The 17,892-nt window shown below is 46.1% G+C and carries 15 protein-coding genes and 1 riboswitch; of the genes, 7 read left to right on the forward strand and 8 right to left on the reverse strand.

Going from position 1 to position 17,892, the window contains the following annotated elements; genetic code table 11:
• The first annotated feature begins 30 nt into the window (after nt 1-30).
• From AC4PM4_RS22050 to AC4PM4_RS22070, 5 genes are all read left to right on the forward strand, one after another.
• The gene (locus tag AC4PM4_RS22050; RefSeq protein WP_064642392.1) at nt 31-981 is read left to right on the forward strand and encodes a helix-turn-helix transcriptional regulator; all 951 of its coding nucleotides are present in this window, start codon (nt 31-33) and stop codon (nt 979-981) included.
• A gap of 72 nt (nt 982-1,053) precedes the next feature.
• On the forward strand, nt 1,054-1,872 hold the full coding sequence (locus AC4PM4_RS22055) for a zinc ribbon domain-containing protein (RefSeq protein WP_079695738.1): 819 nt from the start codon (nt 1,054-1,056) through the stop codon (nt 1,870-1,872).
• Nucleotides 1,873-2,414: 542 nt separating this feature from the next.
• The gene (locus tag AC4PM4_RS22060) at nt 2,415-2,582 is read left to right on the forward strand and encodes a hypothetical protein (RefSeq protein WP_161490662.1); all 168 of its coding nucleotides are present in this window, start codon (nt 2,415-2,417) and stop codon (nt 2,580-2,582) included.
• A gap of 203 nt (nt 2,583-2,785) precedes the next feature.
• Nucleotides 2,786-3,526 carry a hypothetical protein gene (locus AC4PM4_RS22065; RefSeq protein ID WP_491614594.1) on the forward strand — a complete coding sequence of 247 codons (741 nt, stop codon included), beginning with the start codon at nt 2,786-2,788 and terminating at the stop codon, nt 3,524-3,526.
• 145 nt (nt 3,527-3,671) lie between these two features.
• Nucleotides 3,672-4,439, forward strand: a complete 768-nt coding sequence (locus tag AC4PM4_RS22070) for a hypothetical protein (protein ID WP_274569485.1) — start codon at nt 3,672-3,674, stop codon at nt 4,437-4,439.
• Between the two features lie 370 nt (nt 4,440-4,809).
• Here AC4PM4_RS22070 and AC4PM4_RS22075 read toward each other — a convergent pair whose 3' ends face one another.
• The 3 genes from AC4PM4_RS22075 to AC4PM4_RS22085 all read right to left on the reverse strand — a co-directional run bounded on the left by AC4PM4_RS22075 (nt 4,810) and on the right by AC4PM4_RS22085 (nt 8,376).
• Nucleotides 4,810-5,097: a hypothetical protein gene (locus AC4PM4_RS22075; protein WP_491614595.1), complete on the reverse strand. Its 288-nt coding sequence runs from the start codon at nt 5,095-5,097 to the stop codon at nt 4,810-4,812.
• 157 nt (nt 5,098-5,254) lie between these two features.
• Complete coding sequence (gene thiC, locus AC4PM4_RS22080; protein WP_491614697.1) at nt 5,255-7,042, reverse strand: phosphomethylpyrimidine synthase ThiC; 1,788 nt, start codon at nt 7,040-7,042, stop codon at nt 5,255-5,257.
• Nucleotides 7,043-7,401: 359 nt separating this feature from the next.
• Nucleotides 7,402-7,515: riboswitch (TPP riboswitch) on the reverse strand.
• Between the two features lie 117 nt (nt 7,516-7,632).
• On the reverse strand, nt 7,633-8,376 hold the full coding sequence (locus AC4PM4_RS22085; RefSeq protein ID WP_063568040.1) for an IclR family transcriptional regulator: 744 nt from the start codon (nt 8,374-8,376) through the stop codon (nt 7,633-7,635).
• A gap of 358 nt (nt 8,377-8,734) precedes the next feature.
• On the opposite strand from AC4PM4_RS22085, the gene AC4PM4_RS22090 reads away from it, so the two are divergent.
• Nucleotides 8,735-9,763, forward strand: a complete 1,029-nt coding sequence (locus tag AC4PM4_RS22090) for an alpha/beta hydrolase (protein ID WP_063568039.1) — start codon at nt 8,735-8,737, stop codon at nt 9,761-9,763.
• 197 nt (nt 9,764-9,960) lie between these two features.
• Complete coding sequence (locus AC4PM4_RS22095) at nt 9,961-11,286, forward strand: Fe-Mn family superoxide dismutase (RefSeq protein ID WP_491614596.1); 1,326 nt, start codon at nt 9,961-9,963, stop codon at nt 11,284-11,286.
• A gap of 135 nt (nt 11,287-11,421) precedes the next feature.
• On the opposite strand, the gene AC4PM4_RS22100 is transcribed toward AC4PM4_RS22095, so the two are convergent.
• The 5 genes from AC4PM4_RS22100 to AC4PM4_RS22120 form a co-directional block, all read right to left on the reverse strand.
• Nucleotides 11,422-14,979, reverse strand: a complete 3,558-nt coding sequence (locus AC4PM4_RS22100) for an S-layer homology domain-containing protein (RefSeq protein WP_491614597.1) — start codon at nt 14,977-14,979, stop codon at nt 11,422-11,424.
• Nucleotides 14,980-15,331: 352 nt separating this feature from the next.
• Nucleotides 15,332-15,556 carry a hypothetical protein gene (locus tag AC4PM4_RS22105; protein ID WP_053779639.1) on the reverse strand — a complete coding sequence of 75 codons (225 nt, stop codon included), beginning with the start codon at nt 15,554-15,556 and terminating at the stop codon, nt 15,332-15,334.
• Nucleotides 15,557-15,626: 70 nt separating this feature from the next.
• Nucleotides 15,627-16,481 carry a lipoate--protein ligase family protein gene (locus AC4PM4_RS22110; protein WP_079695741.1) on the reverse strand — a complete coding sequence of 285 codons (855 nt, stop codon included), beginning with the start codon at nt 16,479-16,481 and terminating at the stop codon, nt 15,627-15,629.
• Nucleotides 16,482-16,734: 253 nt separating this feature from the next.
• Nucleotides 16,735-17,328, reverse strand: a complete 594-nt coding sequence (gene folE / locus AC4PM4_RS22115) for a GTP cyclohydrolase I FolE (protein ID WP_063568443.1) — start codon at nt 17,326-17,328, stop codon at nt 16,735-16,737.
• Between the two features lie 79 nt (nt 17,329-17,407).
• On the reverse strand, nt 17,408-17,671 hold the full coding sequence (locus tag AC4PM4_RS22120) for a YneF family protein (RefSeq protein ID WP_072734850.1): 264 nt from the start codon (nt 17,669-17,671) through the stop codon (nt 17,408-17,410).
• Between the last annotated feature and the right edge of the window lie 221 nt (nt 17,672-17,892).

Raw genomic sequence — 17,892 nt, forward strand, 5'->3', positions numbered from 1 at the left:
ACTTATAAATGATTGAAGGGAATCCAATATATGAAACTGGACCGTTTATTAGCCATTGTTGTGCTGTTAATCAATCGTGGGCGGGTGCAGGCCAAGGATCTGGCGGATACGTTTGAAGTATCCATCCGCACCATCTACAGGGATATAGACACCCTGGGTCAGGCGGGTATTCCTGTCGTCACCTATCAGGGTGCAAGCGGTGGTATTGGCCTGGCAGAGGGCTATCGTCTTGACCGAAATGTACTGACCGACAAGGATCTGGCCTCCATTGTCACTGCGCTGCGCAGTGTCTCCACCTCCCATACGAATGTAGCACGGGATCTGTTGATGGAGAAACTCAGCAGCATCGTACCTGAAGCCAAAAATGAGGACTTCCAGGCCAATACCAGCCGCTTCATTGTGGATTATTCGATGTGGACGCATCCCGAAGAGCTGCAAATCAAACTTCAGCTTATTGAACAGGGCATGGATCAACTGCGGCCCATTACATTTACCTATTGTAGTGCAGAAGGTACTCAAACTCATAGAACGACCGACCCGCATACTCTTGTGCTCAAAAAGCATTCCTGGTACCTCTATGCGTTCTGTCACGAACGAAACGATTTCCGCATGTTCAAGCTGGTCCGCATGCGAGATGTCGTCCTTGCCCAAGGAAGCTTCGAACGCAAGCCGATCAACCTGCAGGACAGGCCCTGGCAGCAAGAGTGGGCAACTCCGGATAATAAAGTGGCCCTGAGCCTGAGATTCCATGCTCGTATCCGTCACATCGCAGAGGAATGGTTTGGCATAGAGAACGTCGTTTCGGATGGTGAGGGGTATTATATCAGCCAAGTCGCATTCCCGGAGGACAACTGGTTGTATGGGTTCATTCTTGGATTTGGCGCGGATGTTGAAGTGCTGGAGCCTCTACATATTCGGGAAGAGATTCGTAGAATTGCTGAACAAATTGTGCAAAATTATAAAGCTCCGCCCCTAACCTGACAGACAGGTGTCCAGTTCCTCCCGTTATACTTCTACTATATTCAAGCTGTACATAACGAGGAGGAATTGCTGATGAACGTCACAGTATGCCAGAGTTGCGGAATGCCACTTACTACCCCTGCTCAATTCGGAACAGAAACGGATGGTACTACAACCCGCGAATACTGTATCTATTGTTATAAAGAAGGCCAGTTCGAGCAGCCCGATATTACACTGGAGGGCATGATTGAAATGTGCACCGCCATCTTGAATCAGGAAGGAATGGACGAGGAATCAGCAAGGGCAATGCTGCGCAACCAACTTCCTTTTTTGAAAAGATGGAATGCATCCGGCTCAAAACGGAACGTGGCATTTGGGGCAGAACATTCGGATGAGTCCGTTGAATTTAATCAAGGAACTCACGACAATCGGCTTTCCACAGAGCCCATTCGGTATGTCACGCTGCCAGGGAAGCGCCTTGCAGGTGTGTCCGCCAGAACAACCAATGCCATTGAGATGAGTGGCAAAGGCTGTATTCAGGGACTCTGGAACAGCTACTTCGCCTCAGATCATCAGCCTGCCCCTGAAGCCGCCCGCTTTGGCTGTTACGCTGATTATACAGAAGGTATAAATGGAGAATACACCATATTGGTGGGTCATGAGGTGGGTCCGGATGAAGCGTTGCCTGAGGGAGTGAGTTCCGTTGAGCTGCCACCTGCAACATATGCGGTATTCACCTCTAGAAAGGGCCCAATGGCCGAGGTCGTAGGTGAGGCCTGGGGTGCGGTGTGGGCCTGGAACAATCAGGGGGAACGCACGTTTACCGGGGACTTCGAATTATATGATGAACGAAGTCTGGATCCTGAGAATGTACAAGTAGATCTATATATCGCTGTTCGCCAAGAAAAATAAGAAAAAAGTGATTATGGTCATTTCTTAATTCCAATTGGACCGTTTCGATCTATATCTCAGCAATGGAATAACGCTCACGGATTTATGCACAATGCTGTTAGGCTGTCAGGTTTTCCTGGCGGCTTTTTGGCATTCCGCCTTTGTCTGTCCGTTCAAAATTGCTCTAATATGCACCCGACAACCGACCATGGTACCAAGTTAGCTAGCTTGCGTCGTACCTATACAACCAGACAATATGTCTTAATTTCGACACAATTGGCATTCCCAAAACTGGGTCTATTCACTTAACGACCGCTTCTATCCTCCCATACAAAACCTCACATATGCGGTCCTTTCCTCCTGAATTTACTTAAAAACGTTTACATCTCCTGAATACGGGGTAAAATCACTACAATCCAATTGGAATTACACCTTAAGTTGCCTATTTCGTCTAACAAGTCACATATACCTATTTGCGTAACAGAGACGATACCCCGTCGGAATACATAACCTATTAATAATCACATATGCATATTCGAAAATGCATTAAAGGAGGAACCAAGATGATCCGCATGCCTATTCAGCAAATGATCCCGTACCACCACCAATATCCGCGCAACACGGCGACCACTGCTCCCAAAAAGGAGAATGAGAACACTCAAGGTCTATCCTTTCATGAAATTTTGCAACAAAAAATGGCTAAAAAGAATGCTGCCCCTTCTATGCGATAAATGAAATGATGAGCGAATTGAGAATCGCTTACGTGGTTCGCACCGTTCCTCTGCGAAGTTGTGGATGAACGGTTATTCGCGTTTTCACGATAAATGTTGCTACCTCAATTATTTTAAATATGTACAGTCTATTGTCACATACCTATAATGGGTTAAATATCTACGGAACTTATATGAGAGATAATCCATTTCAGGGGGCAAGTATGATGATGACCATTGGCTGTTTTCACGCTCACTATTCCAATATTGCACTAATTGAAGAAACTCTCGCTCCTTATGAGGTTGAACTTGTACATTATGTCGATCCGGGGCTGGATCGCCTCAAAGATGATGCTGATTTCACCGAAGCAGTTATACATGAGAAAGTATCACAAACGCTGCAATGGATCGCACATTGTCATGCCGACGCCATCCTTGTCACCTGTACCCTGTTTGCAGCCGTACTTGAGCAGGAGGTACAACATGTTCCCGTACCCGTGGTTGGTATTGATGATCCCTTACTCCAGGAAATGCAGCAGAATCCTGGCGAGTACATTCTAGCGTTTACTAACCCTGCAACGATTGAAGGAACGATGGCGCGGGTGAATCAGGCTTTGCAGCAAGATGATGAAGATGAGCAGCGACACGAGGCCGTGACCATAAAGACTGAAGCAGTACTGATCCCGGGTACATTCGAGTTAATTATGCGAGGCGATAAGGAAGGTTATCTTGCAGCAGTGAGCACCGGGTTACAACAACTTGCTGAGCAGTTCCCGGATAACACGGTAGTCGCAGCTCAACTGTCGATGGCTCCCGCAGCAGTACGGGTCACAGCAGGCACAGGCTTGTTGATCTATAGCCCGCTGGCAAGGCTTGCATCGTATTTGGAGAAGAAGTTGGGCGTAGCTCTGAGTTTAATTATATGCTTTATTACGCTTTATTTGTATCAGAGTAATTTATGTTAAATTTATTATTATAAAATTTACATAATAATACTTTTGTGTTTTTAATTATAATAAATGGGTTATTAAGGTGGACATGTAGGGGGATTTTATGTTAGACTTTTTTTGTTATAATTTAACAAAAAAATGAAGAGGGTGAGGTTTTACAATGAATTTATGGCGTCTATCGAAGCTACTGTTGGTCTGCTGTCTAAGCCTATTTCTTATTCCTACAAATACTTTCGCAGAGAGTAGAACTGAAAAATTGGACATATCCCTGCTAAAGCAGGGCATTCCATATGAGCTTATTGAAGCTTGGAGCCCGGAATTAAAAGAAAGTCTTTCTAAATCAGATGGATCAATTGAAGTTGTGGCACATCAAAAAGCACAACCTTATTCCAATGAAGAAGTTCGCCCTTTAGCAGATATTGATGATAAACAATTTGACTATTATATAACTATTGTTCGTACTGATAATGTTGATAACCGAGAAAGATTTATGGTTGCACTGACAGGCAAGTGGACATCAATGCCTTTTTGGCGTCTGACTGATCCTTATGGGGCTACTTTTGATAAAGAAAATTGGAGAACTGTACCAGGATCTGCATACTATGAAGATAAAGTTAAATACAGCGGAAACAGCTCCTTTACTACCATGAGAACTGGGCGCAATTTTGCCTATGTAGCAGACAACGGTGTCGGATTTAATGCTGATATTGTTGGAGGCGCAATTATCAAGGAACAAATTGCATCAGGTGTCTTTACTTTGGAACATAAAAAGACAGGAAATCAAACTGGATCCTCACAAATCCAATCTAACTATTACCATGCCAAAGGAACCGGGAGTATCGGTTTAAGCTTTGGGCCTGTAAGTGTTGGTTTCTCTGGAACTGCTAGTACAGATACTAGAGGGACAGCAAAAAATTTCAGCTACTAAGATAAAATTCGAGTCAGAATATAAGAAAAGCTAATTTTATTCCGATTTTATTATTTTAGTAATTATAGTAACAGGGAAGTGAGTAATGTATGCGATTGCTTTATGTTTTTCTATTATTTATATTAGGTTTTGCTTGCTCCGCACTTCTCTATGGAGGAAATCCTAAATTTAGTGATGCATTGCTGTTTGTAATTGCGGGATTATTATTTTTTATTTGGAACAACAAAAACTAAAAGGGGCTTCAATAGTAAACTGTACCCTATGTCAAAGACATTTATAAAAAAACTATACTGCTTCAAGAAAATGATCTCTGTATTGTACAGGGGTCATTCTTCTCATATTCGACTGGTATCTATAGTGTTGTAATAGATCATATAGGCCAGCTAACTTCATGTTTGACTTTATCCAGCTTGGGACAGCCCTTTAACGAGATCTCATCCTTTATTGATCCAAAGAACAACTCCTGCGTGCACTGTCTCAGCAGTTTCCCCGTCTGGACATAGATTGACCAATACCCATACGTCCCATACGTTTCACTTTCTTCTGAAAATCCGGATGAGTGTAGTGGGTTACTTGATCCGAATGATTGCAGGAGCCCTGCTCTTCTTAAATCTACGATTTTCTGTAGGTGAAGCAACTTGTTTGTCGCCAAATCCACGGTCGTTCGCTCCGATACATGATAAGCCAAAATTTCAATGGGCTGTTTAAACACGTAAATTATTTAGTAAGTTAACAAAAAAATATAATAGACAATTCTCTTCCAAATATGCAAAAGAGAATTGTCTATTATATTTATATTCAAGAATAAAAAAGCATTACAATCGCGTCCGGTATTCCTCAGCCTTTTCCTGCATGCCCGCTGCCACGGCCTCATTTTCGGACAAACCTTTGTCTGCGGCAAAAGCACGAATATCCTGCGTAATGCGCATGCTGCAAAATTTCGGCCCACACATGGAGCAGAAATGGGCTTCCTTGGCCCCTTCCGCCGGCAACGTCTCATCGTGGTAGGATAGCGCACGTTCCGGATCCAGCGATAGGTTGAATTGATCCCTCCAGCGGAACTCAAACCGTGCCTTGGACAGCGCATCGTCCCGCCGCTGGGCACGTGGGTGACCTTTCGCCAGATCAGCGGCATGAGCAGCGATCTTGTAGGCGATAACGCCTTCCCGCACATCATCCTTATTGGGCAGGCCCAGATGTTCTTTTGGCGTAACATAACAGAGCATCGACGTGCCGAACCAGCCGATCATCGCCGCCCCAATCGCCGAGGTAATATGGTCATATCCTGGGGCGATATCGGTCGTCAGCGGTCCCAGCGTATAGAACGGCGCCTCTTTACATATCTCCATTTGCAGATCGACATTCTCCTTGATCTTGTGCATCGGCACATGCCCCGGACCTTCAATCATCAACTGCACATCATGCTTCCAAGCGATTTGTGTTAGTTCTCCAAGCGTAGCCAGTTCCGCCATCTGGGCTTCATCATTGGCATCATAGATGCTTCCTGGGCGCAGTCCGTCTCCGAGCGAGAACGCCACATCATACCTTTTCATAATCTCGCAGATTTCTTCAAAATGGGTATACAAAAAATTCTCCTGATGATGCGCAAGGCACCATGCTGCCATGATGGACCCGCCCCGTGACACAATGCCCGTCATACGTTTGGCGGTCATCGGAATATATCTCAGCAGCACACCTGCATGGATCGTAAAGTAGTCCACACCCTGCTCTGCCTGCTCTATGAGCGTGTCACGATACAACTCCCAGGTCAGCGCTTCGGCTTCTCCATTGACCTTCTCCAGCGCCTGATAGAGCGGTACTGTTCCAATCGGTACAGGTGAATTGCGGATGATCCATTCGCGGGTCGTATGAATGTCCTTGCCTGTGGAAAGATCCATCACCGTATCCGATCCCCAGCGTACGGCCCAAGTCATCTTCTCCACCTCCTCCTCGATGGAGGAGGATACCGCAGAGTTTCCGATGTTCGCATTGATCTTCACATGAAAATGACGCCCGATCAGCATCGGCTCACTCTCTGGGTGATTAATATTCGACGGCAGGATGGCCCTTCCACTCGCTAGCTCCTGCCGCACAAACTCTGGCTCCACACCCTCACGAATAGCGGCGAACTCCATCTCCGGCGTGATCATTCCCTGCCGTGCATAATGCATCTGAGTCACACTGCGCCCTGCCTGTCCACGTAATGGTTTAGCACGCAAGCCTGGATACTTCTCGGCTCCAGTTCGCTTCCCTCCTGGTTTCAATCCGTTATCCTCCGGTTTGACCGTTCTTCCCTGGTAGGCTTCAACATCTTCACGCTCCGTAATCCAGCGGGTGCGCAGCGCTGGCAGCCCTGCCCGGATATCGGCATGAAATCCAGGATCGGTCATTGGTCCGCTCGTATCGTAAACACGCAGCGGTTCGTTATGCTCCACTCCTTGGGGAGTATTGGTGTCATGAAGGGCAATTTCGCGCTCCGGTACAGCAATGTCCGGTCGTGAGCCATGAATGTATACTTTGCGGCTGCCCGGGAAGGGCTGAACCCGTCCTGTCGTACCTTTTTCCTCTGCCAACTGCAGATTCTGCTTGTCCTGTCCCATCATTCGGTTTCCTGTGCTCATCGCTCTTGTCTCCTCCTCATTAGTGATTGCCTGGATTGAAATGCTTGCTCACGGGTCCAAATCATCCACAACATAGAAAAAGGAAGAGCGACCATACCACACAAAATAGGGACATACACTTCAATTAATACAGACAGTCGAAGCAAAAGGTTTACACCCAATGCTCGCCAATGGCACCCAGCCCTTTATCCAAAAGCAGATCTGACACCAGCTTCCGCCTGTTTACTGTATAAAAAAAGCCGGTTCCCAAGGGAACCGGCTTATGTCCATCACCAATAACATACCTTATAGAGACTCCATAACGGAGTCCATCCATAGGTCACATTATACGGTGTTCGTGGTCGTATCGCCGATTACTTCCCTACGCTGGTATGATCCAGATCAGGTGCAAAGGGTCCAGAATCTCATGCGATTCCGTCTCAGTCCGGACAATTCGGACTCCCCCAGTAACGTTAACAAGTTGCAGCATTTAAGCCGCAAATTTATATTCAATTGCTGACCCTGTTGGGCCGTCCATTACAGAGTAGCGCAACCGAATCATAAAAACAACCTTTATATTCCAGAACATAAAATCAGGATAACATAAGTCCCATCTGTGTAGCAGCTTCCTTCAGTACAGGTGCATATTCATGCAACGTCTCCTGCGAAAGGCGACTAACAGGCCCGGATACCGACAGAGCAGCAGCGATGTTGCCTTTCCGATCCATGATGGGTACAGATACTGCCGCGGCTCCTGGTTCACGCTCCTCATAACTTGTTGCGTAGCCATATTCCAGAATGTCTTTCATCTGGGCCAAATATACTTTGGGATCGATAAATACCGGCCATTCCGGTCCATTCATCAGATCTTCGCGGTCCTCTTCGGTGGCAAAAGCCATTAACACTTTACTGGATGCTCCCACAGATAACGGAAGTCTGACGCCCACCGGAGCTACACGACGAATCGCCTGATCACTCTGTACGGCTTGAATTCGAATCCGCTCACTGCCATCACGCAGATATAAACTCACGGTTTCGCCCAGTCGATCTCTCAGCCGCTCCATCGCAGGAAGGAGCAAAATGGCAGGATCATCGCTGCGAGACATATGGGCAGACAGTTCCCAGATACGTATGCCGAGTCGATACTTCTCGGTTGCTGCATCCCGGATCACAAACCCCTTGTCCTCCAAAGTAGCCATCAGACGATGGACTGTACTTTTGTGCAGACCGATCTGGCTCGCAATTTCCGTGAGCCCCAGATCACTGCGGGTTGTAAAACACAATAATATATCCAGCGCCCGTTCTACAGCCCGGACGGTTAACTTTCGGTCTTCCATGGCAAGTTGCCCTCCTCATGTTTCATCACATGAAACTTGGTTACATAAATTATATGAGAAACGGTCTCATCTGTAAACCAAAAAGCGCCATTTGGAATAGGGATATTTGTAAATATTTTCTTTTTATAAATTAGAATCCCCTGCAATTTGCACCCTAAGGAAATGTTACCCATATATCTTCAAAACTATATAACAATTGCGTAACAAATGGCCTCAATCAATTGACTTTGACTATATTGGAACATACGATAAAGATATATTAAATTAAGATTTTGCTTCATATGTAGTCAGAAAAATCATTTATCCGCTCTGTTCGTCTCGTTGTTATCTTCATTTGATTTTTAAAGGAGGGGCAATCATGTATCCGACATCCCAGAGCGAAGCCCCGCTGCAAACGAAAGTGTCAGATCTGCCTTCTTCGTTATCACCGAGGCTGATCCGGTTCAAACATATTGTCGTGGCGTTGTTGCTCTCCGTTGTATTTTTTCTGCTCTTTTGTTTCATTGCACTACACGGTTATATTGCTTGGGTATTATCCAATCCAACTGTAGCGCCTGTATTCTCCAATCCCATGCAGGCGAAGAACATGAAGTATCAAGACATCACGTTCCCGGCAGCAGACGGCAGTCGAACGATGCAGGGTTGGTATATTCCGGCTGATGATAATGCAAACAAAACCATCATATTCAGCCATGGATATGGTGCGAATCGTGAAGAGACCTGGGTACCAATGTATGATCTGGCCCATTATGCTCACCAACTTGGCTTCAATGTGGTGATGTTCGATTACGGTTTCGCTTCACAGGTGAACAAAGCTGTTGCCACAGGCGGCAAAGCCGAGTCCCAGCAGCTGCTTGGTGCTATCCAGTTTGCGAAGCAGCGCGGAGCTCAGGAGCTTGTCGTATGGGGTTTCTCCATGGGTGCAGGTACAGCCCTGCAGACTGGGCTTATTACCAAAGATGTGGATGCTATGATTCTGGACAGCACGTTCCTGCTTGAGCCGGATACGCTGTATCACAACATCCATAATCAGATTGATCTTCCGCGGCAGCCTACGCTGGAGATTATGAACCTGCTGTTCCCGATTCTGAACGGGACCGGATTGCAGCAAATTCCGTATCAAGAAGTGAAAAAAGAAGATTATCCTTTCCCGATTTTCTTCATCCATGGTACCGAGGATGAGAAAGCTCCTTACCCGATTGCAGAGCTGCTTGCCGGCAACCAAACCAATCCGAATTCCGATGAATGGATTGTGGACGGTGCGCATCATGAGCTGATCTTCCGGGAGCATCCGAAGGAATATCTGCGCCGTGTCTCCACATTCCTGAGTCATGTGACCAAGACGAGCAGCGATGATGTGGAAAATACGAATAACGGAGAATCGTGAAAATCCGGTAATTCAAGAGCCCCTAGGGGCTCTTTTTTTTGTGTATACATAGGACAACATGCCTGAAGAATATACTTTTGGGATGTAATTAAAGACAGCTCTAGCTTGTATATTACAAAATTGAGCGAACCGGGGAAGCAATTCGTTTCTGCTACTGGATCTGAATTCAAATTCATCTGAACGGAGGTATACCGCTTATGAATTGGTATGGATATGGGCATCTGCTGCCTCTGCGGGTACTCGAAGAAGTCCGTTTCTGGAAAGAGCAAGAGAAGGAACATACGATTGTCATTCGTGCCTTGGTTCCTGATCTTGAACCCTCATATGTCAAATGGCTTGCGGAATGGGAAGCGATTTTTGAGAATAGCGAACGAGTCGCGAATCAGCTGTTGAAGCAAATACTGCCGGGAACCCAACCGCCTGCTCCTTACATCATCCGCTGTATTGAACAGCTCGTGGCTGCGGCCTGCACACAATCGCGTGAGTTCATTAGACAGCTGTACGTCCTGCTGGAGCAAAGTACTGCTGTTCAGCAGGTGCCGATTGCCAAAGTGGTTATTCTGCATTTCATACGTGAATCGGAGTATTTCCTGGGGGTACTTGAAACGCTGAAACAATCTGGAGCTTTGCGAGATTTGGTGTCTGATCCATCTTTTTCACTGGACCATATTCTTCAAACCTCGGAACAACCGGCTGATCCCAACGTACAAGTTGCTTCAACGCCCGTATCTGAACAGCCCTATCGTGAAGCTGTAGAAGAATCGTCCAATGCTGCGGGAAAAATCAATAACTCCACTCCAGCGGTACAGGCACAATCTTCAGCGACTGCTGTAAAGACTCCCAATGCAAATGCCGAGGGTACAACCAACTCTTCAGCAGCGCCAGTCAAAGAGAAACCTGTACCTATTGGCGGACACACACTGCCACCCCTACCCTATGCCTACAATGCGCTGGAACCACATATCGACGAGATGACGATGCGTATACACCATGACAAACACCATCAATCCTACGTAGACGGACTGAACACCGCGGAGAAAAAGCTGGCAGAATCGCGGAAAAAGAATAATTTTGAACTCGTTAAACATTGGGAACGCGAACTCGCATTTAATGGTGCAGGCCATTACCTGCATACGATCTTCTGGACAATTATGAACCCTAAAGGTGGAGGTAAGCCTTCCGGTATGCTCGCAGAGCAGATCAAGCGGGATTTTGGCAGCTATGAAGCGTTCAAGAATCAATTCACTGAAGCGGCCAACAAAGTGGAAGGCAGTGGCTGGTCCATGCTGGTCTGGAGCCCGCGGGCGCACAGATTGGAGATTTTACAGGCGGAGAAACATCAGAACCTGTCCCAGTCCGACATCGTGCCTCTCCTGCCACTTGATGTATGGGAACACGCCTACTATCTGAAACACCAGAATGAACGCAAAAAATATATCGAGGACTGGTGGAAGGTTGTGTACTGGCCAGCTGTGGCGGAACGTTACGAAACTGCACGCAAGCTGTTATGGCCGCCTTATTAGGATTCTCGGGCTAGGCATAGCATCCGGGAGTACTCTGGAGCGCATTGAATCCATGGTGCTATATGTTGATGTAAAAAAAGAGATATTTCCAGCCGAATGACTGAAAGATATCTCTTTGAGTTTGAATACAACTATTTACTTGCGGATAGAAGCTGCCTCTATCGCTTCATAAGCCCAATGTGTGGCAGGTACATCCGACCAATGTCCTGCCGCATTCATTTCAGCTTGAAGACCGATCAGCTTATTCAGCATTGTAACAGCTTCAGCGCGGGTTATCGGCTGACTTGGACGGAACGTGCCATCCGTGTATCCGGTAACTACTCCCGCCGAACTTAATTGTTCTACTGCTTGTTGCGCCCAATGCTCGTTCACATCGGTAAATGCTGTCGGCGCAGTAGTCATCTGAGCAGATGTTAATAACGGCTGTAACACGACAGCCATTTCCGCGCGGGTAATCGCTTGATCCGGCTTAAAGCTGCCATCTTTATAACCTTGAACAGAACCGGATTGAGCTGCTGCTAATATAGCCGCCTGTGCCCAGTGGCTGGATGTAACATCTGTAAATTCATGACTTCCCTTAAGAGTAGATGTTCCCAGAATACGCGTGATTAATGTTGCCATTTCCGCACGAGTTACGTTACGCTCTGGTCGGAAACTGCTATCCATGTACCCCTGAATATACGGTCGTGCTTTCAATGTGTTGTCTGTCCAGTCTTTGACCTTAACAATGGAGAATGTACTGAACTTGTTTACTTCAATCTCGACGCCTTGCTGATGATTACCGTTTAGGGTAACCTTTTTGCCGTGCACAAGCTCCTTCGTCCCATCACTATGCTCAATATATACACCTAGCTCCTCAGATTTCACACCTGCAACCTGATTAGCATCCAAAGGCAATATGAGTGTAACAGGTCTGCTCTGGAGATTCGTTTCGATTGTCATTGGACGTCCGATGATCTGGATATCCGTTGTACCTACAGATTGGATGATCGATTCATTCGCCTGTGCTCTCGTTTGGATCTCTAAACGTTGGGTTTCCTTCTTCACCGGTACTAGACGGAAATAAATATTATCTGTGCGTCCGTTCAAGGAACTCGCCGGAATGATAATCTTCACATTAGGATTGGAAATAACCAGATCCACCCCTTGCTCAGCCAGCATTGCTGACGATTGTGGAGAGAGGTTCAGATCCCACTGCGATACTTCATCTTTTGCGTCTGGAATCAAGACAACCGCTGTGCGGGAGCCTGTCTGTTTCAATTGGTTGATAATGGTTTGCGTTCTACTCTGATCAAGAAGAAGTTCATCCTTAATCGTACCATCTGTTCCTCGAGTACGTTGAATCTCCAAGGAAGCGATCGTTGAAGATTGATCCCCATTCGCTACATCCACTTTGATTACTTCTTTCTGTGGAGCTTGTGGAGTTGTTGGCGTTACAGGAGTAGGAGTAATAACTCCCCCACCTCCCCCATTACCTGGCGTTTCTGGATTGGATGGAGTTATGTTAATCTTCACTGAATTAGAAATTCCATATTCGGATACGCCATCTTCATATACAGCTCTAACAGCGAAAATATATTTTTCGCCTTCTCTAAGATCATTAATTTCCCAACTATTATTCAAAATATTAGAAGTAACAAGTACCCATTGTGAAGGATCTACTGGTGCTGACGAACCTTCGTACATATAGACCGAAGCTGATCCGTTCATGATTAGATCCCAAGTTAACGTAACCTTTTTCTCACCTTTTGTTGCCACTACATGCTGTGGTGCAGGAAAGTTCGGGTCTGGGTCTGGATCTGGATTAGATCCACCACCATTATTATTCTCCTCTTGCGGGATCACCACGTTAGATGCAACATAATCTGAATTTTCTTCATCGGAAGCATATGATCTAACTGCAAACACATAAGATTCACCATTCGTCAGCCCACCGATATGTCCATCGATGTAACTGTCCGTCACATTTGTCCACAGATCCGGATCCTTTGGTGCCTCCGTACCTTGGTACATATACACGCGATATTCTAATTCTGGCTCTGTAATCCATTCAATGGCAGCCTGACCATCACCAGGTGTAGCCACTACGTTTTGTGGAAGAGGCGTTGAGTTTGCAAGTGTTTCATATCCCCGACCTCCCATGTCCCAGAGCTGACCATTCGTATCTTCTACCGCCAGGAACATTCGGTACAAGGTGTTCTCTTCCAGTCCTGTAAACAAGAACGATCTTACTTCATTAGCTTCTAGATCAACATAAGATAGATTAGCTAAGGCATGTAATTTAGTATCTTCATCCGACTGCCACCCAATTTCTTCATCAAACAATTGATTGTCAAAATAAAATCTACCAGCTTCATTAAGCTTCACTATAACTTTAGATGTGGACTGAGTAATTGTTCCGCTTGTAGGATATGGATACAAATAATCTATTGTCCGATCAGGCAGAGGTGGAGTCGGCGCAGTCATAAGCTTGGATGAACGCAAGATCGGATACCCATCATTGATCCTGTTACGAGTTGTCCAAACTTCAGCGAAATCCCATCCATTGAAATTAGATTGTTGTTTCATCTGTTCGGTAAGAACTCCCACTGCGTAGATCGAATTGCTCTGCTGGCTAGTATTACTTTTGTTCAAATCATAATAATTACTTGAGAAGCTTACTTCACCTTCTGGATCATCGAAAGAACCTATGAATGACCCTATGGTCTGCTCATCAATCGGTGAGGATGAATTATCAGGATCAGTAATATCTATAGACGCAGCTACATAATTATTTTGAATATCTATTTTTGCGGAGGCTGATTCATCATATTTTTTCACTTCACCAATCAGTCCGCCAATGGCTTCAGCAGAAAAATCATTATTCCCTGTAGCATGAGATCTCACTGAACCAACCACATAATTGTCTGCAATGGTATGGCTAAGTTCATAATTAAGTTGGCCAATCAAACCGCCTACCTGGTAGTTACCCGTTACCTGTCCTGAAGCGTAGCTTTGTTGAATGAAATTATCATTCGACTCTCCGATCAGTCCACCTATAGCCTCATAACCATTCACTGTACCTTCAGCAGCATTTGCAATGATTGTGCCCTTATTACTTTCTCCAAAAAGTCCCCCGAGTGAGTCGCTATCCTCACCTAAGGCAATTACCGCAACATTAGTGCTGTTATTTATATATTCACTTCCGTCCGATAAACCTGAAATACCGCCTACTCTCATATTCCCTTTTATGTTTCCACTGATATGCACGCCTTCAATGCGTGACTCTCTAATACCTCCTGCAAGCCCACCTACCATCGCATCACCTGTAAAGGATACATTATTTAATATAAGATTTTTAACCTCAGCACCTTGTAATCCGTAGAATAACCCCACAGAATTCTGACTTTCATCCGTCGTTTTCAAACCGGAGATTGAATAACCATTCCCATCGAACCTGCCTGTAAAAGGCATAAGCTCATCTTCTATCATGTCAGCAATTGGAGTCCAAGATCCTCCGTTCAAAAACGTGCTCATGGCTGCTTCAGAAATATCATTCTTCAACTTGTAATTACCGTTTAAGTCTTCTCTTACGCAATAGAGCTCTTCAGGCGTACGAATGAGCTTCCATTCAACATCATCAGAATCTTTTTCCGTTAGATCATAGCAACTCTTGGCCTGTACGACACCTTGTTGAAATACAACTGGCAGCATTCCAAAGACCATAAAGAATGTTAATATCACAATCCCTATTCGTCTCAGGAGCCTGGAGCGCTTCTGGTGATCCTTTTTTCGCATGTTCGAATCTTCCCTTCTCTTTCTGTTGTAGGAAGATTATACCTATCAGCTCTGAACCGATTCTGAACATTGATCGGCATTTTTCGTGAAAATATGCCTTTTCTCGCATTTTCGCAAAACCACTTTCAAATGAACATATTTCTTCCCGTGCAATTATTGTTCAGCGAGGCACACCTGAATCGAATAAATCAAATACAGATACAAAAAAGCAAGTCTCTATACTAGAGACTTGCTTATCATTTAAGAATCACTGTGCAGAGCGTTTACCTTAAGACGCACAACCCTCACAGGCAACATAGTTGTCGCCAACCTGTTTGCTAATTGCGATCAGATCGCCCAGCTTGATATCTTCTTCACCTGTAAATTCAAGATCAGCGATACGTGCAACGATCAGGGCAGCTGCTTCTTCCTTGCTTGTAGCCATTTGGCTGAATTCAGACTTTTCGCCTGTAGAAATGACCTCATATAAGTACGTATATCTTAAAGTTTCCATGTAGACACTCTCCTTCCGAAATCACATCATATCATCTCTATTACCCAATTCCAAGTCCAAGCTTCTGAACCTAATCGTAACGCAGTTTCATCTGCTCAGCCGTCCGTCTAACGGCTTCCCGATCCACGGTCAACACACGGCTCGTCTCCGCCAGGGGAAAACGCTGACGCAGTGTACGTACCAGCGAAGCTGTATACGCCGCAGCAGAAGGGACACCTGCCAGTTCCTGCAAACTCGCCATCGTTCCGGGCCGAACATCCGGATAACCTTCGCTGGCACCGTCTGCTGCATCCTGATAGAACTTACGCACGTCTGCTGCCAATTGGTCCCCTTGTCCTTCCACGATGATAAAGGCCGTAATGATATAAGCCTTGGCCTGTCTGCGCTGGGCAATACCACAGAATTTCAGTCCACCCACGCTGACATCATAATCCCCAGGACAGAAGGCGCCTTCGATCTCCCCCGTACGTGCCTGACTCGACCACGGTGTTAGCGATTCAGCAATCAGTGAGGCCATCTCCCGAAAATCATCGTGAATATTGATAGCGCGCCCAGGGTTCGGCAGAATTAATGACACGTTAACCACCCCTGGATTCAGGGGAACTGCTGCACCACCGGATGGACGAACACAGACCGCCGTTCCCTGGCTTCTAATGCGTTCCATCGCTTCTACCGCCTGTGGTAGCCTCCGATCCCGCAGCCCTGCTACAAAGGCATCTGGATGCCGCCATATATGAGCAACGGGCAACTGACCCTCTCCCACCCGGCGGCACATGACTTCTTCCCAAGCAAATGCTTCAAGCACACTGCTCCCGTGCCGCAGCAGCGGTGTCTCCCAAATCTGTAGACGCAATGAATGATCCAGCTGCATCTGCTGCTTTATTCCCGGCGATCCGGGTTGATCTGAATTGGACGGTACACTCATATAAGATAGCCTCCGACTAAACTAATCTGGATGAATTGAAATAATTACGTGATCCTTATGTATCCCCATGAATGCAAAAGTAATATATAAATAAGCCGGTTCCCCAGGGAACACGGCTTATTTATGAAAGCTTCCATTGGCACAAGCATCTATACTGCCATTTCAGATCCAGCAAATTGCCGAATGGAAACAACATGATGGTGCCAAAGGATCCAATGCTTCTGGCTTGTCCAACGAGTGGAATGAGCCGATCTTAATCTTTCATCAGAGACAGGAACTCGGCACGCTGTGCCGGATTGTCACGGAAAGAACCACGTACAGCAGATGTAACCGTCTTACTGCCCGGCTTCTTCACGCCGCGGGAACACATGCACAAGTGCTCGCCTTCCACGACAACCATGACACCGTTCGGCTCTACTGCTTCAGTCAGAATATCGGCAATCTGTGAGGTAATGCGCTCTTGAACCTGCAGGCGGCGGGTAACTGCCTCCACCAGACGGGCCATTTTGCTTAATCCCACAATCTTGCCACTCGGTACATATCCAATGTGCACCTTGCCGAAGAAAGGCGCCATATGGTGTTCACATTGGCTGTAATAGACAATGTCCTTCACAATGACCAGTTCTTCATGATTCTCGTCAAACGTCACTCCAAGTACATCGCGCGGGTCCACTTCATACCCGCCAAAAATCTCTTCATACATCCGGGTTACGCGTGCAGGCGTTTCAAGCAGCCCTTCCCGCGTACTATCCTCACCGATCAATTGCAAGATCTGCTCAATGTGATACTCGATCTTCTCCCGATTGTCGGATACTTTTGAATTCAAATAATCTTTAACGCCAGCCACTGCCGAACGCCTCCTTTCGAACCACATGCTGTAAGTAGCCATTCACTCCAGCATTATGCATAATGCTCACTCACAGCTATTATTTTCGGCGGCCCGAGTTTTTACGCGCAGGATGTTGTTGCGGCTGAGGCATCTTAGTGCCAGGCTGCTGGTTCTTCATCATCTGCTGGGCGCGCTGCATCTGCTTGCCATTCAGGTTATAACCCATTTGCTTCGCCATCTTCTGGAGCATGTCGGGATCGCTTTGCATTTTCTCAAGCTGCTTCCGCAAGTAGTATACCCCAATGAAAAATCCTCCGACCAGACCAACAATCAATGTAATAATCGGTATTGCTATTTCCATCTCTTAGACACCTCTGTATGCAATCTAAAAAGCCTGATGATCCGTGTCAGCACATGATGTTATACGCTCACAATGCAAACATGACACGCACCGGATTTCCTGAAAGTTATCATAGCATTTCCGCACGCCTTGAGCAAACGGATTTTCCAGCTATCTGCTGAATTTAACATCCAGAAAACAGATATAAAACATTCAATAAATCTCTCAGGAACATCCGTATA

It is taken from the genome of Paenibacillus sp. MDV22-iso6 (assembly GCF_058408365.1).